At 60.3% G+C, this 18,854-nt stretch carries 16 protein-coding genes; 10 read left to right on the top strand and 6 right to left on the bottom strand.

Going from position 1 to position 18,854, the window contains the following annotated elements; translation table 11 throughout:
• Positions 1-10: 10 nt before the first annotated feature.
• From asnB (Q0X23_RS02185) to Q0X23_RS02205, 5 genes are all read left to right on the top strand, one after another.
• Complete coding sequence (gene asnB / locus Q0X23_RS02185) at positions 11-1,915, top strand: asparagine synthase (glutamine-hydrolyzing) (RefSeq protein ID WP_297858766.1); 1,905 nt, start codon at positions 11-13, stop codon at positions 1,913-1,915.
• 43 nt (positions 1,916-1,958) lie between these two features.
• Positions 1,959-3,104, top strand: coding sequence for a glycosyltransferase family 4 protein (locus Q0X23_RS02190; RefSeq protein WP_297858767.1), 1,146 nt, complete (start codon positions 1,959-1,961; stop codon positions 3,102-3,104).
• Positions 3,105-4,946 (top strand): asparagine synthase (glutamine-hydrolyzing), encoded by a 1,842-nt coding sequence (gene asnB, locus Q0X23_RS02195; protein ID WP_297858768.1) that lies wholly within the window; start codon positions 3,105-3,107, stop codon positions 4,944-4,946. It abuts the gene before it with no gap.
• Between the two features lie 39 nt (positions 4,947-4,985).
• Positions 4,986-6,188 carry an acyltransferase family protein gene (locus Q0X23_RS02200; protein ID WP_297858769.1) on the top strand — a complete coding sequence of 401 codons (1,203 nt, stop codon included), beginning with the start codon at positions 4,986-4,988 and terminating at the stop codon, positions 6,186-6,188.
• A gap of 432 nt (positions 6,189-6,620) precedes the next feature.
• Positions 6,621-7,424 (top strand): DNA-formamidopyrimidine glycosylase, encoded by an 804-nt coding sequence (locus tag Q0X23_RS02205; protein ID WP_297858770.1) that lies wholly within the window; start codon positions 6,621-6,623, stop codon positions 7,422-7,424.
• Positions 7,425-7,449: 25 nt separating this feature from the next.
• Here the strand turns inward: Q0X23_RS02205 and Q0X23_RS02210 are convergent, their stop codons facing one another.
• Entirely contained in the window at positions 7,450-7,791 is a 342-nt protein-coding gene (locus Q0X23_RS02210; protein ID WP_297858771.1) for a hypothetical protein, read from the bottom strand.
• Between the two features lie 35 nt (positions 7,792-7,826).
• A complete protein-coding gene (locus Q0X23_RS02215; RefSeq protein WP_297858772.1) occupies positions 7,827-8,783 on the bottom strand; it encodes a YafY family protein in 957 nt (318 codons plus the stop codon).
• A 268-nt stretch (positions 8,784-9,051) separates the two neighbouring features.
• Between Q0X23_RS02215 and Q0X23_RS02220 the strand changes: the two genes are divergently transcribed.
• The 3 genes from Q0X23_RS02220 (at position 9,052) to Q0X23_RS02230 (ending at position 11,581) form a co-directional block, all read left to right on the top strand.
• Positions 9,052-9,969: an SDR family oxidoreductase gene (locus Q0X23_RS02220; protein ID WP_297858773.1), complete on the top strand. Its 918-nt coding sequence runs from the start codon at positions 9,052-9,054 to the stop codon at positions 9,967-9,969.
• Between the two features lie 112 nt (positions 9,970-10,081).
• Positions 10,082-11,050: a D-alanine--D-alanine ligase family protein gene (locus Q0X23_RS02225; protein ID WP_297861145.1), complete on the top strand. Its 969-nt coding sequence runs from the start codon at positions 10,082-10,084 to the stop codon at positions 11,048-11,050.
• Between the two features lie 36 nt (positions 11,051-11,086).
• The gene (locus tag Q0X23_RS02230) at positions 11,087-11,581 is read left to right on the top strand and encodes a cupin domain-containing protein (RefSeq protein WP_297858774.1); all 495 of its coding nucleotides are present in this window, start codon (positions 11,087-11,089) and stop codon (positions 11,579-11,581) included.
• Positions 11,582-11,590: 9 nt separating this feature from the next.
• Here the strand turns inward: Q0X23_RS02230 and Q0X23_RS02235 are convergent, their stop codons facing one another.
• The 4 genes from Q0X23_RS02235 to glgC form a co-directional block, all read right to left on the bottom strand.
• The gene (locus tag Q0X23_RS02235; RefSeq protein ID WP_297858775.1) at positions 11,591-12,931 is read right to left on the bottom strand and encodes a glycogen synthase; all 1,341 of its coding nucleotides are present in this window, start codon (positions 12,929-12,931) and stop codon (positions 11,591-11,593) included.
• A 15-nt stretch (positions 12,932-12,946) separates the two neighbouring features.
• Positions 12,947-13,375, bottom strand: coding sequence for a gamma-glutamylcyclotransferase (locus Q0X23_RS02240; RefSeq protein WP_297858776.1), 429 nt, complete (start codon positions 13,373-13,375; stop codon positions 12,947-12,949).
• Positions 13,376-13,379: 4 nt separating this feature from the next.
• Positions 13,380-14,069, bottom strand: coding sequence for a SagB/ThcOx family dehydrogenase (locus Q0X23_RS02245; protein ID WP_297858777.1), 690 nt, complete (start codon positions 14,067-14,069; stop codon positions 13,380-13,382).
• A gap of 67 nt (positions 14,070-14,136) precedes the next feature.
• The gene (gene glgC, locus Q0X23_RS02250) at positions 14,137-15,378 is read right to left on the bottom strand and encodes a glucose-1-phosphate adenylyltransferase (protein ID WP_297858778.1); all 1,242 of its coding nucleotides are present in this window, start codon (positions 15,376-15,378) and stop codon (positions 14,137-14,139) included.
• Positions 15,379-15,532: 154 nt separating this feature from the next.
• Here glgC and Q0X23_RS02255 point away from each other — a divergent pair, with 154 nt between their 5' ends.
• Together Q0X23_RS02255 and Q0X23_RS02260 are read left to right on the top strand one after the other, a co-directional pair.
• Positions 15,533-17,692, top strand: coding sequence for an AAA family ATPase (locus Q0X23_RS02255; RefSeq protein WP_297858779.1), 2,160 nt, complete (start codon positions 15,533-15,535; stop codon positions 17,690-17,692).
• Between the two features lie 139 nt (positions 17,693-17,831).
• On the top strand, positions 17,832-18,848 hold the full coding sequence (locus Q0X23_RS02260) for a S41 family peptidase (RefSeq protein WP_297858780.1): 1,017 nt from the start codon (positions 17,832-17,834) through the stop codon (positions 18,846-18,848).
• Positions 18,849-18,854: the final 6 nt, after the last annotated feature.

Below are 18,854 nucleotides of genomic sequence, written 5' to 3' on the forward strand. Positions count from 1 at the left end.
GGAAAAATCTTTGTGTGGCATTGCAGGCATCGTATTGCATAAGCCTGGATCGCTGAACTGGGCAGCAAATGCCCTACAAGGGCTGTACCACCGTGGCCCCGACGATCACGGCTGGCTAACCCTCGACCAAGCCACCGATAAGGGCAAGGACTGGTCAGACGCTTCCGGCTCGGTATTGCTGGTGCATCGCAGGCTTTCCATTCTGGATCTTTCAGCGCTGGGTTGGCAGCCCATGTCCAGCCCGGATCAGCGCTATCACCTTGTTTTCAACGGTGAAATATACAACTACCTCGAGCTTCGCCAGGAACTCCAGGCCCTGGGCCATTGTTTCCGTTCGCACTCCGACACCGAGGTACTGCTGGCAGCCTGGGCCCAGTGGGGCGTGCAGTGCCTTACCCGCCTGGTGGGCATGTTCGCTTTTGCCGTGCTGGATCGGCAGAATCAACACCTCTACCTGGCTCGAGACTATTTTGGCATCAAGCCTTTGTACTACGCCCAGTTCGACGAAGGTATTGCCTTTGCTTCCGAAATTCCTGTGCTCCTCGAGCTTCCTGGTGTAGGGCGCCAGGTTAATCCCAACCGACTGTACCGCTATTTGCGCTTTGGGCTTACCGACGATGGCAGCGAGACCCTCTTTGCCCAGGTGCAACAGCTTCCGCCGGCCCATTACCTGGAGCTTCAGCTTGGTAGTCCACAGCTTTCTTCTCCGCAACGCTTCTGGCAGCCCAAGCCGGAACCCATTTTTGAGGGTTCATTCGAGGAGGCTGCCGAAAACGTGCGCGCACAGTTTTTGGAAAATGTGCGGCTGCACCTGCGCTCGGATGTACCTGTGGGGGCAGCGCTCTCGGGAGGCATCGACTCCTCCGCCATCGTGATGGCCATGCGCCACCTCGAGCCGGGTCTCGAGCTGCACACCTTTACCTACGTGGCTGACCATGGGGTCTCGGAGGAGTCCTGGGCCGAACTGGTCGGCAAGGCCGCCAGAGTAAAGGCCCACAAAGTAAAACCCAGCGCAGGCGAGCTGGTTGCAGATCTGGATCATTTGGTACAGGTGCAGGGTGAGCCTTTTGGCTCCACCAGCATCTATGCCCAGTACCGGGTCTTTCGCCTGGCCCAGGAGGCCGGTATCAAGGTCATGCTGGATGGCCAGGGCGCCGACGAAATCCTGGCCGGTTATGCCGTGTATGGCGGGGCGCGTCTGGCCTCTTTACTGCGCCAGGGACGCTGGTCCGAGGCTCTGGCTTTCCTGCGGGCGAGCCGGCTCGAGCCTGCCCTCAAAGATACCTATAAAAGCGCCATAGGCTTTTTACTACCACCGAGCCTGGAGCCTCTGGCCCGTCGTCTCATCGGTCAGGAGCTGGCCCCTGGCTGGCTGAACGTGGACTGGTTTCAAGAAAAAGGGGTTGCCCTCGCCTCGCCGCGGGCCCTCCACGGACGCGAGGTGCTGCGCGAGGAGCTATTACAATCCCTCACTGAAACCAGCCTGCCCAAGCTGTTGCGCTACGAAGACCGCAATTCCATGGCCCACTCCATCGAAAGCCGGGTGCCCTTTCTGACGCCCCGACTGGTAGAGCTGATTTTGAGCCTTCCCGAATCGTATATCCTTTCACCCAGTGGACAAACCAAGGCGGTTTTCCGGCGCGCCATGCAGGGCCTGGTTCCCCAGGCCATCCTGGAGCGCAAAGACAAAGTCGGGTTCGCAACCCCAGAACAACACTGGCTGGAGCAGCTCGCACCCTGGGTGGAGCAACAACTAAAATCCGAAACCCTGTACCGTATCAGGGCCTTGAAGCCAGAGCTGCTTCGGCAGGAGCTGGCAGCCGTAATGGCTCGACGAAAACCTTTCGACGCCCGGGTCTGGCGCTGGGTCAACCTGATTGCCTGGGCCAGAACCTTTGACGTGCGCTTCGATTGATTTCAAACCCCTTGCACTTTGGCGTACCTGCAGGAGAACCGCAATGCCCCAACCTTTACCCAAGATTGTTCACATGAGCTCAGCCCACCCACCCTTCGACGTTCGAATTTTTCACCGGGAGTGTGTGAGTCTGGCCCAGGAAGGTTATCCGGTGTCGCTGGTCGTACCGCACCAGCAGGACGAGGTGCGCCAGGGGGTGCAAATTTGCGCTGTACCGGTGGCCAAAAACCGTTTGGGGCGCATGTTTGGGGTGGTCTGGGCCGTTTATAAACGGGCTTTGGCCGAAAAGGGCGATATTTACCATTTCCACGACCCCGAGTTGATTCCTGTGGGGCTGCTCTTGCAATTGCAGGGCAAAAAAGTTGTTTACGACGTACACGAGGATGTTCCCACGGACATCTTGAGCAAGGACTGGATTCCCAAATGGTTGCGCAGCCTGGTAGCCCTGGGTATGGGGCTGCTCGAGCGCCTGGCAGGCACCTTCTTGAGCGGAATTGTTGCGGTCACCGAACCCATTGGCGCACGTTTCCCCGCTCATAAAACCATCCTTTTGCAGAACTTTCCGCATCCCCAGGAGATTGCCGCCTTGCAAAACCTGCCCTACCAGACGCGCCCGGCCCAGGCCCTTTACACCGGTAGCATTACGCGGGTAAGGGGGCTTTTTGAAATGCTGGAGGCCATGCAGCGCTTGCCTGATACCAAACTTCGTCTGACGCTGATTGGAAACTTTGCCCCGGAAACCCTCGAGGCCGAGGCGGCGCAACACCCTGGTTTTTCCAGAACCGACTATCTGGGCTACAAAAACCGCCCGGATACCCTGGCCCTGCTCTCCAGCAGCCGCATTGGCCTTTCCATACTGCATCCCATTCCCAGCTTTCTGGTCTCCCAACCCACCAAACTATACGAGTACATGATGGCCGGTATGCCCTTTGTGGCCTCGGATTTCCCTCTCTGGCGCGCCTCCATTGGCCACAATAACTGTGGCTTATTTGTGGATCCACGCAAGCCGGACGCCATTGCCCAGGCCATCCAATGGCTGCTCGATCACCCCGCCGAGGCCGAGGCCATGGGCCAGCGCGGGCGGCGGTTGGTTGCTGAGCAGCTCAACTGGGGCGTAGAGTTCGTAAAGCTCAAAGAGCTTTACCGTCGCCTGAGCCAGCCCCCTGCCCTGGGGCATCTGGAGGCCTGAATGTGCGGTATTGCGGGAGCTTTTTCCTGGATTCAATCAGCAGAACCGCTTCGCGCGTTGGTAGCCGAGGTAGTCCAAAGCCAGCTCCACCGCGGCCCCGACCACCAGGCCGTAGTCGAGCTTCCACAGCCTGCGGGCCCCCTGGTCTTGGGCCACAACCGCCTGAGCATCATAGATCTCTCGGAACACTCCAACCAGCCGTTGTGGGATCACACCGGCCGATATTGCATCGTGTTCAACGGTGAAATCTACAACTACCTGGAGCTTCGTGATCAGCTTATGCAGCTAGGGCATCGCTTTCAAACCCAGGGCGACACCGAGGTAATCCTGGAGGCATATAAAGCCTGGGGCAAAAACGCTTGGGAGCGCTTTATTGGCATGTTTGCCTTTGCCTTGCTGGACACCCAATCACAGCAGCTCTGGCTGGTGCGGGATCGCTTTGGCGTCAAACCGCTTTTTTACCTCATAAAGGACGGCATTCTGGCTTTTGCCTCCTCTACCGGGGCGCTGGCCCGGCATTTCGGACTCGCCCCCAATCTGGAGTACGTGAGCCGGGGCCTGTATTACTACGTCTACGAAGACGATAGCGACATCTCGCCCTACGTGGGCTTGCGGGCTTTGCCGGCCGGACACCACGCCTGTATTCGCTTGCAGCAGCCCAGCGTAGAACCCCAGCGCTATTACGACCTGGCTGGCCGGGTCGAGCAGAAAATAGCCGCACTCGAGGGCCTGTCGGATAAGGCCCTGCTGGAAGAACTCGAGGCCACCTTGCAAAGCGCGGTCGTGCTGCGCTTGCGCTCCGATGTACCGCTGGCCATATCGCTTTCGGGCGGCCTGGACTCCTCCCTGGTAGCCGCCCTGGCCGCCCGGCAACATCCGCAGGTAGAAGGCTTTTGTTATGGTCACCCGCGCGCCGCCCGCTCCGAAGGGCCCCTGGCCCAGGCACTTGCACAAAAGAGCGGCATCGAGGTGCACTTTGTATGGCCCGAACTTTCCAAAGAACGCCTGGTTCAGGCTTTTGAAAAAACCCTGGCCTCGCAGGATGCCCCCTTCCCCACCCTCAGCATTCTGGCGCAAAACTTCGTCTACGAGGCAGCCCGAGCAGAGGGCTACAAGGTACTTCTGGGCGGTCAGGGGGGCGATGAAGGCTTTATGGGCTACCGAAAATTTTTTCTATTTCAGCTTCGCCACTTGCTACAGCAAAAGCGCCTGGCTGAGCTGGGCAGTTTCGCCCTGGGGTTTGCACAGCTTCTGGCAGCTGAGTCGTACAAGCTGGGCCTTTTCTGGCAAAACCGTCAGCGCTATTCTGGCAAACAACCTGAAGGCAACCTGCGCCTGCCCAAAGTTCAGCTCCAGCTTGGAGCTTCGGCTGACCAGGCACCCTGGCTGCGCCAGATGCTCGATGTAACCCGCTATAGCCTGCCCACTTTGCTCCGGTACGAGGATCGCAACTCAATGGGCCACAGCATCGAAAGCCGCTTGCCCTTTTTGGACTATCGGGTACTCGAGCTCGGATTGGCTCTTCCGGTTCACCTGAAGCTGCGCAACGGGTACGGCAAGTGGGCCCTGCGGCAGATAGCCCACAGCAAAGTGCCCGAAGTCATCCGCACTGCTCGCTACAAAAGAGGCTTTGATGTAACACAAACCTGGCTCACCGAAGGTCTGGGGGCACACCTCCAGGAGCAACTGTATTTAGCCTCGGGTATTCTGCGAGACGTTTTGGGCTCGAGCCAGAATCCAGTGGAAACATATACCCCAGAACAGATGCAGCACAGACCTCGCTTGCTAGCGGAGGCCATTAGCCTGCTATGGCTGGCCCGCAGACTTGGCAACCAAACCTAGACGAACTGTCCCACAAGTTGTTTTGCAGAGATCACCCATATGAACAAGCGCATTCACTACCTGGACTGGCTGCGGTTTTTGGCGGTATTTCTAGGCTTGGTGTTCCATTCTGGAAGGCCCTTCGACAACTGGCCCTGGCTTATCAAAGGGCCCGAACTGGGCTGGATAACCTTTTTCAACGAAGCCCTCACCACGGTTCGCCTGCCGCTCCTTTTTTTTGTGTCGGGGGCTGCCACCATCTTTGTGCTCAAAAAAATGGTCAAGGACTACACCCTGGATCGCATGATTCGGCTCTTGATTCCGCTGGGCATGGGTGTTTTGCTAATAGTTCCACCCCAGCACTACATTGAGCGCATCTCCCTCCCACCCAGCGACCCCCAACACTTTAGCGGAAACTACTGGCAATTTCTAAGCGGCCCCTGGCTGCATGGCGGCGCATATCCCCTGAGCAGCCTGCGAACCGAACACCTGTGGTATCTTTTGTACCTGTTTATCTTTTCACTGCTGGCCCTTCCCATCTTCCTGTATTTGCGCAGCGCTGGAGGTCTGGCTTTATGGGCGCGGCTCGAGCGCTGGTTTATGGCAGTCTCCTGGCGGGTCTGGCTTCTGGTAGTACTTCCCGCTATCGGTATTAGTTTGCTGCCACTTATATTCCGTTCGCACCCAGGGTTGGTACAGGATCTGGAAAACCTGCTATTTTTTTTCTTCGTATATGTACTGGGCTTTGCGCTCTTCCATAAACCTCGCTTACTCGAGAGCATCTTCAGCCAGCGAAAGCTGTTTGCCTGGGTAGGACTGGTGCTGGTCATCGGCAAGGCCTACCTTTTTACCGTAGTTTGGAAGCACGATACATTCAGTCCTGGTATCTCGCTGCAGAATTTCGAGCTCTACTGGCTTCTTCGAAACCTGGCCGCCCTGTGCGTTGTTTTTGCCGCACTTGGCTACGCACATCGATACCTGAACCGGCCCTCCCCTTTTTTGGAGCATGCCCGCCACTGGGTATACCCCTTTTATATCTGGCACCAAAGCGTCATTGTGGTTTTGGGCTATTTTGTACTCAAGCTGGCCTGGCCGGCCTGGTTGCTTTATGGGCTGCTGATGCTGAGCGCTCTGGTAGTTACTGTAGCCCTGAGCGAGCTGGTGCAACACAGCGCCTTAAGTCGGTTTCTTTTTGGCATACACCGAAGGTCGGGCAGAAAAAGCGCCACAGCGCTATTGGAAACTTCAAAGAAGCTGAGGTAGCAAGTTCGAATAGGCAGTTTTCAAAGCTGACACCAGATTCAGTTAGTTCGGCGCCGGATGGCGGCGAACTAACAGGGCCGAAGTTATCCGCGTAGCGGAGGGCGATACCGCCCCTTGGAAGTTATCCGCGCAGCGGAGGGCGATACCGCCCCTTGGAAGTTATCCGCGCAGCGGAGGGCGATACCGCCCCTTGGAAGTTATCCGCGCAGCGGAGGGCGATACCGCCCCTTGGAAGTTATCCGCGCAGCGGAGGGCGATACCGCCCCTTGGAAGGGAGACGCTTTTTCGTCAACCGACAAGGAGGGGTGTGCTCTGGACTCCAAAAGACAGCCTCTGGGTTTTGCTTTTGTAAACTGGCTTTTTTGAATCTGGTTTGAGTTGTGTAGCGGCTATCCTTGCAGCCCCTCAAGCAAGACAATAACCTGTAATGCCATGCCCGAACTCCCCGAAGTCGAGACCACAAGGCGCATCCTCGAGCCCTACCTGCTGGGCCAGCGTATCCAAAAGCTGCTGCACGACGACCCCGCCCGCTACCGCCACACCGAACTGGCCGAAGGGCGCAAGGTGCTTGGCACATCGCGCCGGGGCAAGTATCTGATACTGCACCTGGACAAGAAGCTGGAAGCCGTAATTCACCTGGGCATGACCGGGGGTTTTCGCTTTGAGCCGCACCGCCATACCCGGGTCACCCTGCACTTGCCCAACCAGACCCTCTACTACACCGATCCCCGCCGCTTCGGGAAGTGGTGGATAGTGCAGGCCGGCGACTACCGCGAGATTGGCCTGCTGGCGCGAATGGGGCCCGAACCCCTTTCGTCCGACTTCACCCTGGCCCGGTTCAAACAATCGCTATTGTCAACCCGGCGAAAAATCAAAGAGGTGCTCCTGGCGCAAGAGGCGGTAGCCGGTGTGGGCAACATCTATGCCGATGAGTCGCTGTGGCTCAGCAAAATCCACCCCGAGCGGCCCGCCGCTTCACTCTCCGACCCCGAAGTCCGCAGGCTTTACCAGGCTATTCGCGAAGTGATGCTTCAGGCAGTGGAGGCCGGAGGCTCGACCCTCTCCGACGAAAGCTATCAGCAGCCGAGTGGAGAACCGGGTTACTTTCAGTTCCACCACAACGCCTACGACCGCACCGGCCAGCCCTGTAAACACAAAAGCTGCTCGGGCAAGATCGTGAAAATGGTGGTGGGGGGACGGGGCACGCATTTCTGCCCATTGTGTCAAAGAATCTAGCGGGCAAAGCAGTTTTTCAAACGGTCTAATCTCCCCTGTTCTCCAGTTGCTCTTTGACCTGGGGCAACTGCCCGCGCTCGGCCAGGGTTTTGGTCACAATCCAGGCTTCGGCTTCCTCGGGGGTTTTGACCCGGTAGACCTCCTCGCCGGTGCGCTTGTCCAGGATGCCATAGGCCTTGCTGCCCTTGAGGGGCTTGTACTCGAAGGGGGCCGCCAGTAAGAACTGCTCCACATCCACCCCCTCCCCCAACATCTGACGAAACCAGGCTTGCTGGGCTTTCTCCACCCGCCGGTAGCCCCAGTAGTTGACCAGGCCAAAAAGGCCAATCAGCGCCAGCAGGGCCAGAAACACCACCACCCAACTCATGGGTTTAGTTTATTGCCAACAAGCCATTGGCGCATTCAGACAGACCTTCCCTGATACAAACCAAGTACATTGTCCAGCGCTTCGATTACCTGCCGGCGAAACTCGAGCGGCTCCAGTGCTTCCACCGCTGCCCCTGCCCCCAGAACCCAGCCCAGGGCCTGCTCGGGGTACTCGAAGCAAAGCTGGGCCAGCAGCCATCCATCGCCCATCGGCACGCTGTGCTCGAGTTGCCCCCAGTGGCTGGCGGGGTTGGTGCGGGCCAACACTTTCTCCAGAATTCGCACCTTGACGCGATAGCTGGGAATCTGAGCCCTGTATTCGGCACGGGCTTTGCGCCAGTAGGTCTCGAGGTCGAAGTCGGCAGGGCGCGACGAGGGCTCGTCCAGCAGCCTGGCCTCCAGAATTCTCGAGACCCGGTATGAGCGCAACTCCCCCTGTCTGGAGGCTACCAGGTACCACACGCTCCCCTTTACCACCAGGCCCAGCGGGTCAACAGTACGTTCCGCAGGTTTCCCCTGCATGGGCTCGTAGACCAGCCGTAGCTTCCGGTCTTGCCAGACCGCTTCCTGCAACACCGGCAGCAGGGGTACCTGCTCTTGGTAGCGCTGAATGTCCACCAGGATGCGCTGGCGAGCATACTCGGCCCCTTGTCGCTGCGTGAAGGGCAGAGCGGCCAGCAGCTTGATCAGCGCTTGCTCGCCCGCCTTACCCAGACCCAGATCGCGCAGGAGTTGGGCGGGTTTGAGGGCAAACAGGGCCATGATTTCCGGCTGGCTCAGGCCCGTCAGGTTGGTGCGGTATCCTTCCAGCAGTCCCCATCCACCCTTGCTGCCCCGCTCGGCGTAGACCGGCACCCCTGCCGCCGTAAGGGCTTCCATGTCGCGGTAGATAGTGCGCGGTGAGACCTCGAGCCTCTTCGCCAACTCGCTGGTCGTGGCCTGCCCTCTGGTCTGCAACAGCAGCAAAATTGAAACCAGCCGATCCGCTCGCATACCTCTACCCTAGCCCACCAATATGACAGAAGGTGACATATAACCGGTCTAGGCTGGGTTGTGGAGGGGGCAATGGATCACTGCCAATACGTACTCTACACATATCTGGCTCAAAGAGCCCTACAAGAGCAGTTCGAAACTTCCGACCACCGCGAAACCTTGCAGGCCCATTCACCTATCGGGCTGGACTGGCGAACTCGAGTGGCCAGGGTACTCATGCGCTTGGCGATTCGCTTGGAGCCAGAAGTAGTCGAGATGCGGAGGGAACATGTCTAATCTCAAAGGGAAAATTGCGGTTGTAGCAGGAGCCACCAGAGGCTGTGGCCGGGGTATCGCGGTGGAGTTGGGTGCGGCTGGGGCCACCGTGTACTGCACGGGTCGCAGCACCAGAGGCCACCCCTCCGACCTCAACCGCCCCGAAACCATCGAGGAAACCGCCGAGCTGGTGACCCAGGCCGGCGGGAAAGGCATTGCGGTACGGGTAGATCACACCAAAGAGGATCAGGTCAAGGACTTGTTTGAGCGAGTTAAAGCCGAACAGGGCAAGCTGGATATTTTGGTGAACGACGTGTGGGGCGGCGATGCCATCGTCGAGTGGGGCAAGCCCTTCTGGGAGCTGGACATGGCCCAGGGCTGGCGGCTCTTGGAGCGCTCGGTATACAGCCATTTCCTCACCAGCCGCTACGCCGTGCCGCTGATGTTGGAGCAGAATGCTGGGCTCATCATCGAGGTCACCGACGGTGACACCTTGAACTACCGGGGCAACTTTTTCTACGACCTGGTCAAGACTACCGTGATTCGACTGGCCCACAACATGGCCGAGGAGTTTCAATCAAACCGCTACCAATCTGATGGAAGCAGATTACCTGAAGCCACCAAGAACATCACCGCCTTAGCCCTTACGCCCGGCTTCCTGCGCTCGGAGGCGATGCTCGAGCACTTTGGCGTGAGCGAGGCCAACTGGCGCGACGCCATTGCCAAAAACCCCTACTACGCCGAGTCCGAGACCCCACACTACATCGGGCGGGCCGTGGTGGCGCTGGCCTCCGACCCCAAGGTACACGAGAAAGCAGGCCAGGCCCTGGCTACCTGGCATCTGAGCCGAGAGTATGGCTTCACCGATATAGACGGCAGAGCGCCACACTGGCAAGAGTTTTACGAGGGGAAAAAACCAGCAGAAAAGTGATGTGTAGAGAGGAACCGCTCTCACAGCTCGAGCGATGGCGTAAGGACTGGAGCCTGACCGCTTGAAGTTTGCATACCGCTCGTACCGCACTACAATACACATTGTGAGCAATTTGCGTATATTACTCATCGCTGGCGGGCCGCCTGGCGAGCACGAGGTTTCCCTGTCGTCGGCGCGGGGTGTGCTGGCGGCCATGCCCCATCCCACCGAACTGGCGGTGATTGCCAAGGACGGCCTGTGGCTGCTGGGGGAGGACGCCCGCGAAGCCCTGGTGGCCGGGGTGGCCGAACACGGCACCCACCGCTTCCCCCCCGACATTCCCTGGCAACATTACGATGTGGCCTTTCCCCTCCTGCACGGCCCGGTGGGCGAGGATGGGGTCATTCAGGGCTTTCTAGAACTGCTGAGGCTGCCCTATGTGGGGGCAGGTGTGACCAGTTCGGCGCTGTGCATGGACAAAGACCTTTGCAAGCGAGCTTTGCAACAGGCCGGCATTCCGGTGGTTCCCTGGGTGACCTTTTACAAAGGCGAGCCCACCCCCGAACCACCCTTCACCCCCCCCTACTTTGTCAAACCCGCCAACACCGGCTCCTCGGTGGGCATCTCCAAGGTCAGGGCCGACCAGGACGCCCACAAAGCCCTGGCCCAAGCCTTTGCCTGGGATCACAAAGTACTGGTCGAGCAGGGCATAGAAGGGGTGCGCGAACTGGAAGTGGCACTCCTGGGCAACGTTCATGCCCGCTCAAGTGTGGTGGGTGAGATCACCTACCAGGCCGAGTTTTACGACTACGAGACCAAGTACACCCCCGGCAGGGCCCAGCTTCACCTGCCTGCCTCCATTTCCCCCGAAATTGCGGAGAGGATACAGGCTACCGCCATCGAGGCTTACCGGATCCTGGGGGTGCGCGGGATGGCCCGGGTGGACTTTTTTCTCTCGAGCCGGGGTGAGCTTTACCTCAACGAGTTCAACACCATTCCTGGCTTCACCCCTACCAGCATGTATCCCAAGCTCTGGCAGGCCAGCGGTCTTGCTTACCCCGAGCTGCTCGACCGGCTGGTGCGGCTGGCACTCAGGCCCTAAACCGCGGTTTGACTTGAGGCTCTACCAAACCAATCCATGCCCCAGACCGCGTTGGCAGCAGCAGAGGCCCTGGTAAAATACGGCATGACCAAAACCCCTGGAACCGGCCCCATAGATGTGGGTATCGTAGAAGACCTTGGCGGTATCAGCGTTATACGCGGCGGTGGGAACCGCCGGGCGTGGAACGGCATCCAGTATTTGCAGGGTATGTCGGCCAAAAATGTGGGGTCTACCAGCCTGTCCATCAATGTGGCGACGGTGCCGCCGGGGGGCATTGCCTATGCCCATATACACGAGGGCTTCGAGGTGATGCTGTTTGTGCTGCAAGGTAAGGTCAAACACACCTTTGGCGAGAACTTGGAAAAAGAAGTAATCAACCAGGCCGGCGACCTCATCTATATCAAGCCCGGCGTACCCCACGAGGTGTTCAACATCGGCGAGGAGGATCTGGTGGTCTTTGTGGCCCGCTCGACCGCCGACGAGTGGGACAAAATTGTCAACTACCCCTCCCGGTACCGCCCAGCCGAATAGAAGGCCTGTTCAGCCCAACAGTTGCCGGTACAAAGCCACATACTCGCGCGCTGGCCCCTCCCAGGAAAAGTCCTGCTGCATGGCGTTTCGGGCCACCCAATCCCGATTGGGGTGTTTGAGGAACTCACGCACCCCGTGCAGTATGCCCCCTGCATCCATCGAGTCGAACATGAAGCCGGTTTCCCAGTGCTTCACCGTGTCCAGAAGGCCCCCCACTGCCCGCACGATGGGGGGCGTACCATAGCGCATGGCGATGAGCTGGGCCAGGCCGCAGGGCTCGAACCTCGAGGGCATCAGAAAGCCATCCGAACCGGCATAGATGCGATGGGCCAGGGCTTCGTTGTAGCCCTGTACGTAAGCCAGACGATCAGGCAGATGAGAGGCCATCCAGGCGAAGGTGCGCTCGAGGCCCGGCTCCCCACTGCCCAGCACCACCAGGTTGACCCCCAGGTCCATCAGGCCGTCTACCGCATCGGCAATCAGGTCTATGCCCTTCTGGTGGGCAAAGCGCGAGACAACCCCCAGCGTGGGGCGGTCTTCCAGGGCCAGCTCGGCCAGCAGTTCGGCCCGGTTGCGGGCCTTGCCGGAAAGGTCGCCGGCGTTGTAGTGGTGCCTGAGGTACTTGTCGGTAGCGGGGTCCCAGTAGTCGGTGTCGAGGCCATTCAGGATGCCCCGGAGCTTCCCCTGCTGGCTGCGCAAGACCCCGTCCAGGCCCTCGCCGCCTTCGGGGGTGGTGATCTCCCAGGCGTAGCGGGGCGAGACGGTAGTGACGGCATCGGCGTTCACTATCCCGGCTTTCATCAGGTTGACTGCGCCGTTGTGCTCGAGGCCTGCCCCGTAATAGGTCTCGCCCGGGAGGCGTGTCCAGGCATAAAAATCCTGCGGGCCCCAGACCCCCTGGTAGGCCAGGTTGTGGATGGTGTACACCGTGCGGGCCCGAAACCAGCCCAGGTTGCGCAGCAGGGACAGCAGGGCCGCCTGCCAGTCGTGGGCGTGCACCACATCAAAATCGCCCAGGAGTTCGGCCGTGGCCATGGCAAAGCGCACAAAGCGGCGGAAGTCGTCCTGGTAACCGTAGGGTTTGTCGCGGGCAAAATCCCCCAGCCCCACCAGCACGTAGCGCACCCCCTTGTGCTCGGCGTGGCCGATGCCTATTTTCTCCCGGTTCCCTTCAAAGTTGAACCAGGCTTCGCCCACATAGTAGCCCTGGATACCCCAGTACCACGGCAGAAAGATGGTGGGCTCGAGGCCTTGCTTTTTGAGGGCCTGGGGCAGGCTGCCGATCACATCGGCTAAGCCCCCCACCTTGGCGAAGGGGAAGGCTTCGGAGGCAACAAAAGCAACTTTCATACGAATACGGGCAGTTTACCCCTTTGGCTGTGTTTGTTCACCCCAGACCCCTTGCGGCAACCAGATACCCCCTGCGCTTTCCAAAGCCTGCAGGCTAGCGTACCTATACACCCAGACCCTACAGGGCGCTTTGCCTCGCTCCGCGAGATAGGCCGTGGTGGGGCTTCGCAGGTACTCGCTACCCTCGTCCTCGAGCCGATCCAGTAACGCCAGCGCCCGATCGAGGTTGGCGAACCACTGCACCTCCCCCCATACCCGCCCCTCTCCCTTCACCACCCCCGGGTAGGCATAGGGCCGCAGGTCGCCTTTGGGAATGTGGAAAAGTCGGAATCCCTCGATGCAGGCGGGTTCCGAACGTAACCAGCCCGCTTGCCTCGAGACCTCAAAGTTGCGCTCACCTCGCTTGAGCGTGCCGTAGACAAAAACCGCTTCGGGAAGCTCCATTGCCCTAGCGCCCCAGCAACAACACCACCACCGGATGCTCGGCATCGGGCAGCGAGAGCAGTTTACGTACTTCCTCGTCGTAGAAGGTCGCGGCAGGGTAGGCTTGCAGGCCCAGGGCGGTAGCGGCCACCATCACCTCGCCCACCGCATAGCCCACCTCGAGCAGGGCATAGCGAAACCCCCGCAACCCAAATACCGCTTCGGAGCGCTCCGGCACCGCACTAAAAACCACCAGCGCGGCCGAGGCTTCCACTGCTTCCAGATCCATCAGGGCCCTTTGCCAGCTTTCGAGGTCGAAGCGGCCCGAAAGCTGTTCCAACTGGTGCTGCTTGGCCGCATAGTGGTAGATGCCCTGGAAGGTGTCTTGCAGGTGCTGCACAGCCAGGTAGACCTCGAGGGGATAGGCCCCACCCGCCGAAGGATAGCCCCGCCCTCCCCGGCGCACGGCCAGCGGGGCCAGCACCTGCGAAAGCTCGGCCTGGGTGATGGAAGAACCCACCCTGGGGGTAATAGGCGCCACCCGGGACAGCACCCGCCAGACTGCCGGGCCCCCATCGCGCGCCGGCTCCGCAAGTTCCACCGACTCCAGCGGATTGGCATACACTTTGGCCGCAGGGGCCCGCCCACCCGGTAGCTGGTCTCCGGGGAAAATGCGGGTTAGGCGATAAAAAACTTTACCAGGATGCTTGTCCATAAATGCCGGTAGCCAATAGTTTATAGCCCGACCTGCCGTTGCAGGCTATAGACTATCAGCTTTTCGCCTAGAATCTGTAGCTTTTGGGCACCACCACGATGCCTTCCGAGGTGACGGTAAAGCCCCGGGCCCGGTCGGCCTCGAGGTCGTAGCCGATCTCGGTGTGGGGTGGGATGCTCACATTTTTATCTACGATGGTGTTGCGCAGCTTGGCGTAGCGCCCTACCTCCACCTCGTCAAACAGGATGCTGCGCTCGACTAAGGCATAGGAGTTGATGCGGTTACGTCGAAAGATCACCGACTCGCGGATGGTACCGCCCGAGATGATGCAGCCCCCTGCAATCAGGCTGTTGAAGGCCTGGCCGGTACGGGCGCCGGCCTCGTGTACAAACTTGGCGGGAGGAGAGTTGAAGTTGGCCGCCCGCAGGGGCCATTCGGGGTTGTAGAGGTCAAACTCCGGGGTCACCTGAATCAGGTCCATGCTGGCTTCAAAGTAGGCGTCTATGGTTCCTACATCGCGCCAGTAGGTGTTGGGGCCCTGCTGACCGGGAATGGGGTTGCGTTTGAAGTCGTAGACCTGGATGCGGTAGCCCTCGCTCAGCGCGCGGGGAATTACATCTTTGCCGAAGTCGTGCGAGGAGTTGGGATCTTTAGCGTCGTGCTCGAGCTTCTCTACCAGCGGCTCGGTACGGAAGATGTAGTTGCCCATCGAAACCAGCGCCAGGTCGGGCTTGCCTGGAATGGGGGTGGGATTCTTGGGCTTTTCCTGAAAGCCCACCATACGCCACTGGTCGTCTACCTGGAGCACCCCAAAGCGACTGGCCTGCTCGATGGGCACCGGGTAGGCGGCGATGGTCAGGTCGGCGCGATGGTCGTTATGGTAATCCAGCATGTGGGCGATGTTCATCTTGAAAATGTGGTCGCCGCCAAAAATCGCCACATTCTCGGGCTTATGGTTGTTGATCAGGTGCAGGTTCTGGTAGATGGCATCGGCTGTGCCCCGGTACCAGACCGGCCCCAGTTCTTCATAGCGGTACATCTGGGCCGGTACCAGCAAAATAAAGGCATCTTCCAGAAAACCCCCAAAGCGCCAGTGCCGCTGCACATGCTCGGTGAGGGACTGGGCTTTGAACTGGGTGAGTACGTAAATGCCATAAATGCCCGAGTTTAGGAAGTTGTTGAGTACAAAATCGATGATGCGGTAGCGCGCCCCAAACGGCACGGAAGGCTTGGCGCGTTTGGCCGTGAGGGGAAACAGCCTTGAACCCTGCCCCCCCGCGAGAATCATCCCCAGAACTCGCATAGACATGACGAAGTTGCCTCCTTTGCCAACAGCATAACAGGCTTGGGGTTTGGCTGAAAGCCCGTCCAAAAGCCCATCGGCTATAGTCGCCTCCAACCCAAAAGATTCCTTTCTAGCAACCTTCCAGATTCTCCACGGTCTGTGGGTATACTTGTGCGGCATGAGGCTTTCCTACGAAGCGCTCGAGTGGCGCACATTGACCGAGAATTCGAGCGATATTGTATCGCTGCCCCCTGCTCCCCCTTTTTTTGGCCAGGAGCGGGCCCGGGCTGCGCTGGAACTGGCCCTTCGGGGGGGGTTCCATGCCTACCTGGTGGGGCCTTCCAGCCTGGGCAAGCACGAGTCCTTGCTGGCTTATTTGAGCACCCAGTCCGTCGAGACCCCGCCCGACCTGTTGTATGTGCCCTTGTCGGAGCGCAAGGTGGCAGTGCTGACCCTGCCCAGTGGGCAGGAAACCCATCTGGCCGACGCGGTGGAAAACCTGTTGCTGGAGGTCAGTCGGCTGGACGAGTTGTTCCGCCAGGGCTCTTTCCTGCGGGAAAAAACCCAGCTCGAGGCCCGCTTCAAGGAGGCCCGCGACCAACAATTTGCCTCGCTTCAACAAGAAGCCCAGGAGGCCGGCTTCGCCCTTTCAACCAACGGCGACCGCCTGGAATTCAGCGGCCCCGGCCCGGTTCCCGCCGAACTCAGCGCCAGGCTCGAGGAAGTCGCACTGGGCAGCCTGGCCGCCGCCGCCGAGCTCGAGGTTGCGCTAAGGCGACTCCGCCGCGACTGGGCACTGCATTACCTGAACAACCGCTTCGAGCCCTTGTTTCAGCGCTTTCCCCAGGCCCGAAGCTACCTCGAGGCCCTGCGGGGCCGTCTGGCCCGCTACGCCGAGACCGGCGAACCCCTCGATCCCGCCCAGTGGCGGCCCAACCTGCTCACCTCTTCCAGCAGCGGCTCCCCGCCCCCCATCGTCTACGAACCCTATGCCACCGCCCCCCGGCTGTTCGGACGGCTGGATTACGTGGTAGAACGCGGGGTCTGGAGCACCAACGTCAGCCTGATTCGCCCCGGCGCGGTTCACCGCGCCCAGGGCGGATACCTGATTCTGGATGCCCTGAGCCTTCGGCGCGAGGGCACCTGGGAGGCCTTCAAACGGGCCCTGCGCAACGGCCAGGTCGAGCCGGTTACCGAGCCCCAGGCGCCAGCAGGCCTCGAGGTCGAGCCCTTCCCCATCCAGATGCAGGTCATGCTGGTCGGCACACACGAGTCTTTTGAAGCACTCGAAGAAGACCCGGCCTTCAGCGAGTTGTTCCGTATCCGGGTGGAGTTCTCCCCCACCCTGCCCGCCACCCCGGAAAACATGCGGGCTTTGGGTGGGTGGCTCCAGGCCCAGGGCCTCCAGCTGACCGAGGGCGGCCTGGTACGGCTTTACGACGAGGCCCGCCGCAGCGCCGAGCAGCGCGACCGCATGGATGCTCGCCTGATCGAGATTCGCGCCCTGGCCGAAGAAGCCGCTATTCTGGGCGAGGGTGCGATTACCGCCAAGGCCGTAGAGGAGGCCGTCTTGGCCCGTGAGCAAAGGAGCTTCCTTTCGGAAGAAGAGTTTTTGCGGGCTGTACGGGAAGGGGTTATCCGCCTGCGTATCACCGGCACGGCCGTTGGCGAGGTCAACAGCCTGGTAGTCATCGAGGCCGCCCCTTACTGGGGGCGCCCGGCCCGGCTGACCGCACGGGCCGCTCCGGGCCGCGACCACCTGGTTTCTATAGATCGTGAGGCCGGTCTGGGAGGGCAAATTTTCCATAAAGCAGTGCTGACCCTGGCTGGCTACCTGCGCAGCCAATACATTGAAAATGGCCCTCTTCCGGCTACCATCAGCCTGGCCTTCGAGCAAAACTATGTGTCCATCGAAGGCGACTCGGCCGGCCTGGCCGAACTGGTAGCCGCGCTTTCGGCCATTGGCAACTTCCCTCTGCGCCAAGACCTGGCCGTAACAGGCGCAGTAGACCAGACCGGAAAGGTACTGGCGGTGGGGGCCATCAACGCCAAGGTAGAGGGGTTTTTCCGGCTCTGCCAGGCCCTGGGCCTGAGCGGCAGCCAGGGGGTCATCCTGCCCAGGGCCAACATCCCCAACCTGACCCTCCGGGCCGAGGTGCTGGAGGCTGTCCGGGCCAAGCAGTTCCACATCTACGCAGTCGAAACGGTAGAGCAGGCCCTCGAGCTGCTAACCGGGGCCCGCATGGAGGGCTTCCGGGGCCTGCACGACCGCATCAAGGCCAGCCTGGAAGAGTTTGCCAAACTGGAAGAAGGCCGTAAAGAAGAGAACGAGTCTTAGCTGGTTCACAAGTCGCAGGTCTCGGGTCGCAAGTTTCAGGTCTGGGGCTTGCCAACTATACCTTGGGGAACGATCTAAAGCCCTTGGGCCTGTCTGGCCTTCTGCCCTTTGCTTGCCAACTTTCGCATATCATGCAGCTATGCGCTGGTGGTTGGTGGGGCTCTTGGTTTGGGGCAATCTGGCACTGGCCCAGAATCAGGCTTTTGCCCTGCGGCTCGAGCAAGCCTGGAAGCTGGTCAAGGAGCGCTACTACGACACCGGCTTTGGCGGCGTGAACTGGGAAGCGGTGGGCGATGCCTACCGGCTCAGGCTGGGCGAAGTGCGCGACTGGGAGGGGCTTTATCGTTTGCTGGACGAGATGTACGGCGAGCTGCGCGACGACCACTCGAGGGTCTTGAGCCCTGCGCAAGCCCGGCTATACCTGAGCGGGGGGCAGTGTCTGGCCTTACCTTTCAAGGATCAGGACATACTTCCCACCGCTACCCAGCCTTCGCCTTCACCCGCCCCCAACCAGAGCCCCCCAAGCACCACCCCCGCCCAGCCGGCCCCACCGCCCAGCCAACCCTCGAGGTCGCCCTACCAGGCCCCTCAGGTGCGCTTGACCGATGGAGTGGTCATCTTTCGGCTCAGCAACCTGGTGGATGTGGCGGGGCTGAACGCCTTGCAGGAGGCCATCCGCCGCTACGATGCCAGAGCCAGGGGCTATGTGCTGGATCTGCGCGGCAACCCCGGCGGGCTGGTGCTGCGCATGGCCGAAGTGGCTGGGGTTTTTATGCGGGGCGTACCCTGGCGCATCGTGAGTCGGGGGATTGGGGCCATTCCTTTTCCTACCACGCCTTTTTTGGGTCGCCCACAAACCCAAAAACCCCTGGTCGTGCTGATCGATGGCAACGTCCATTCCGCTGCCGAAGGGCTGGCCGGCGCCCTCAAGAACGCCGGGCGGGCCTACCTGATCGGCACCCGCAGTGCGGGCAACACCGAAGCCCTCACCCCTTACTGTTTCCCCGATGGCGGCGTGGCGCTCGTGGCCAACGGCGTACTGGCCCCGTTCAGCGGCCCTACCTGGGAAGGGCGCGGGGTAGAGCCCGACCTGGTGGAGGAGAACCCCCAAGAACAGCTCGAGGCCGCCCTACGCTACATCCTGCGCAAACGGTAGCGGATT

This window comes from Meiothermus sp. (assembly GCF_026004115.1).
Lineage (GTDB): Bacteria > Deinococcota > Deinococci > Deinococcales > Thermaceae > Meiothermus.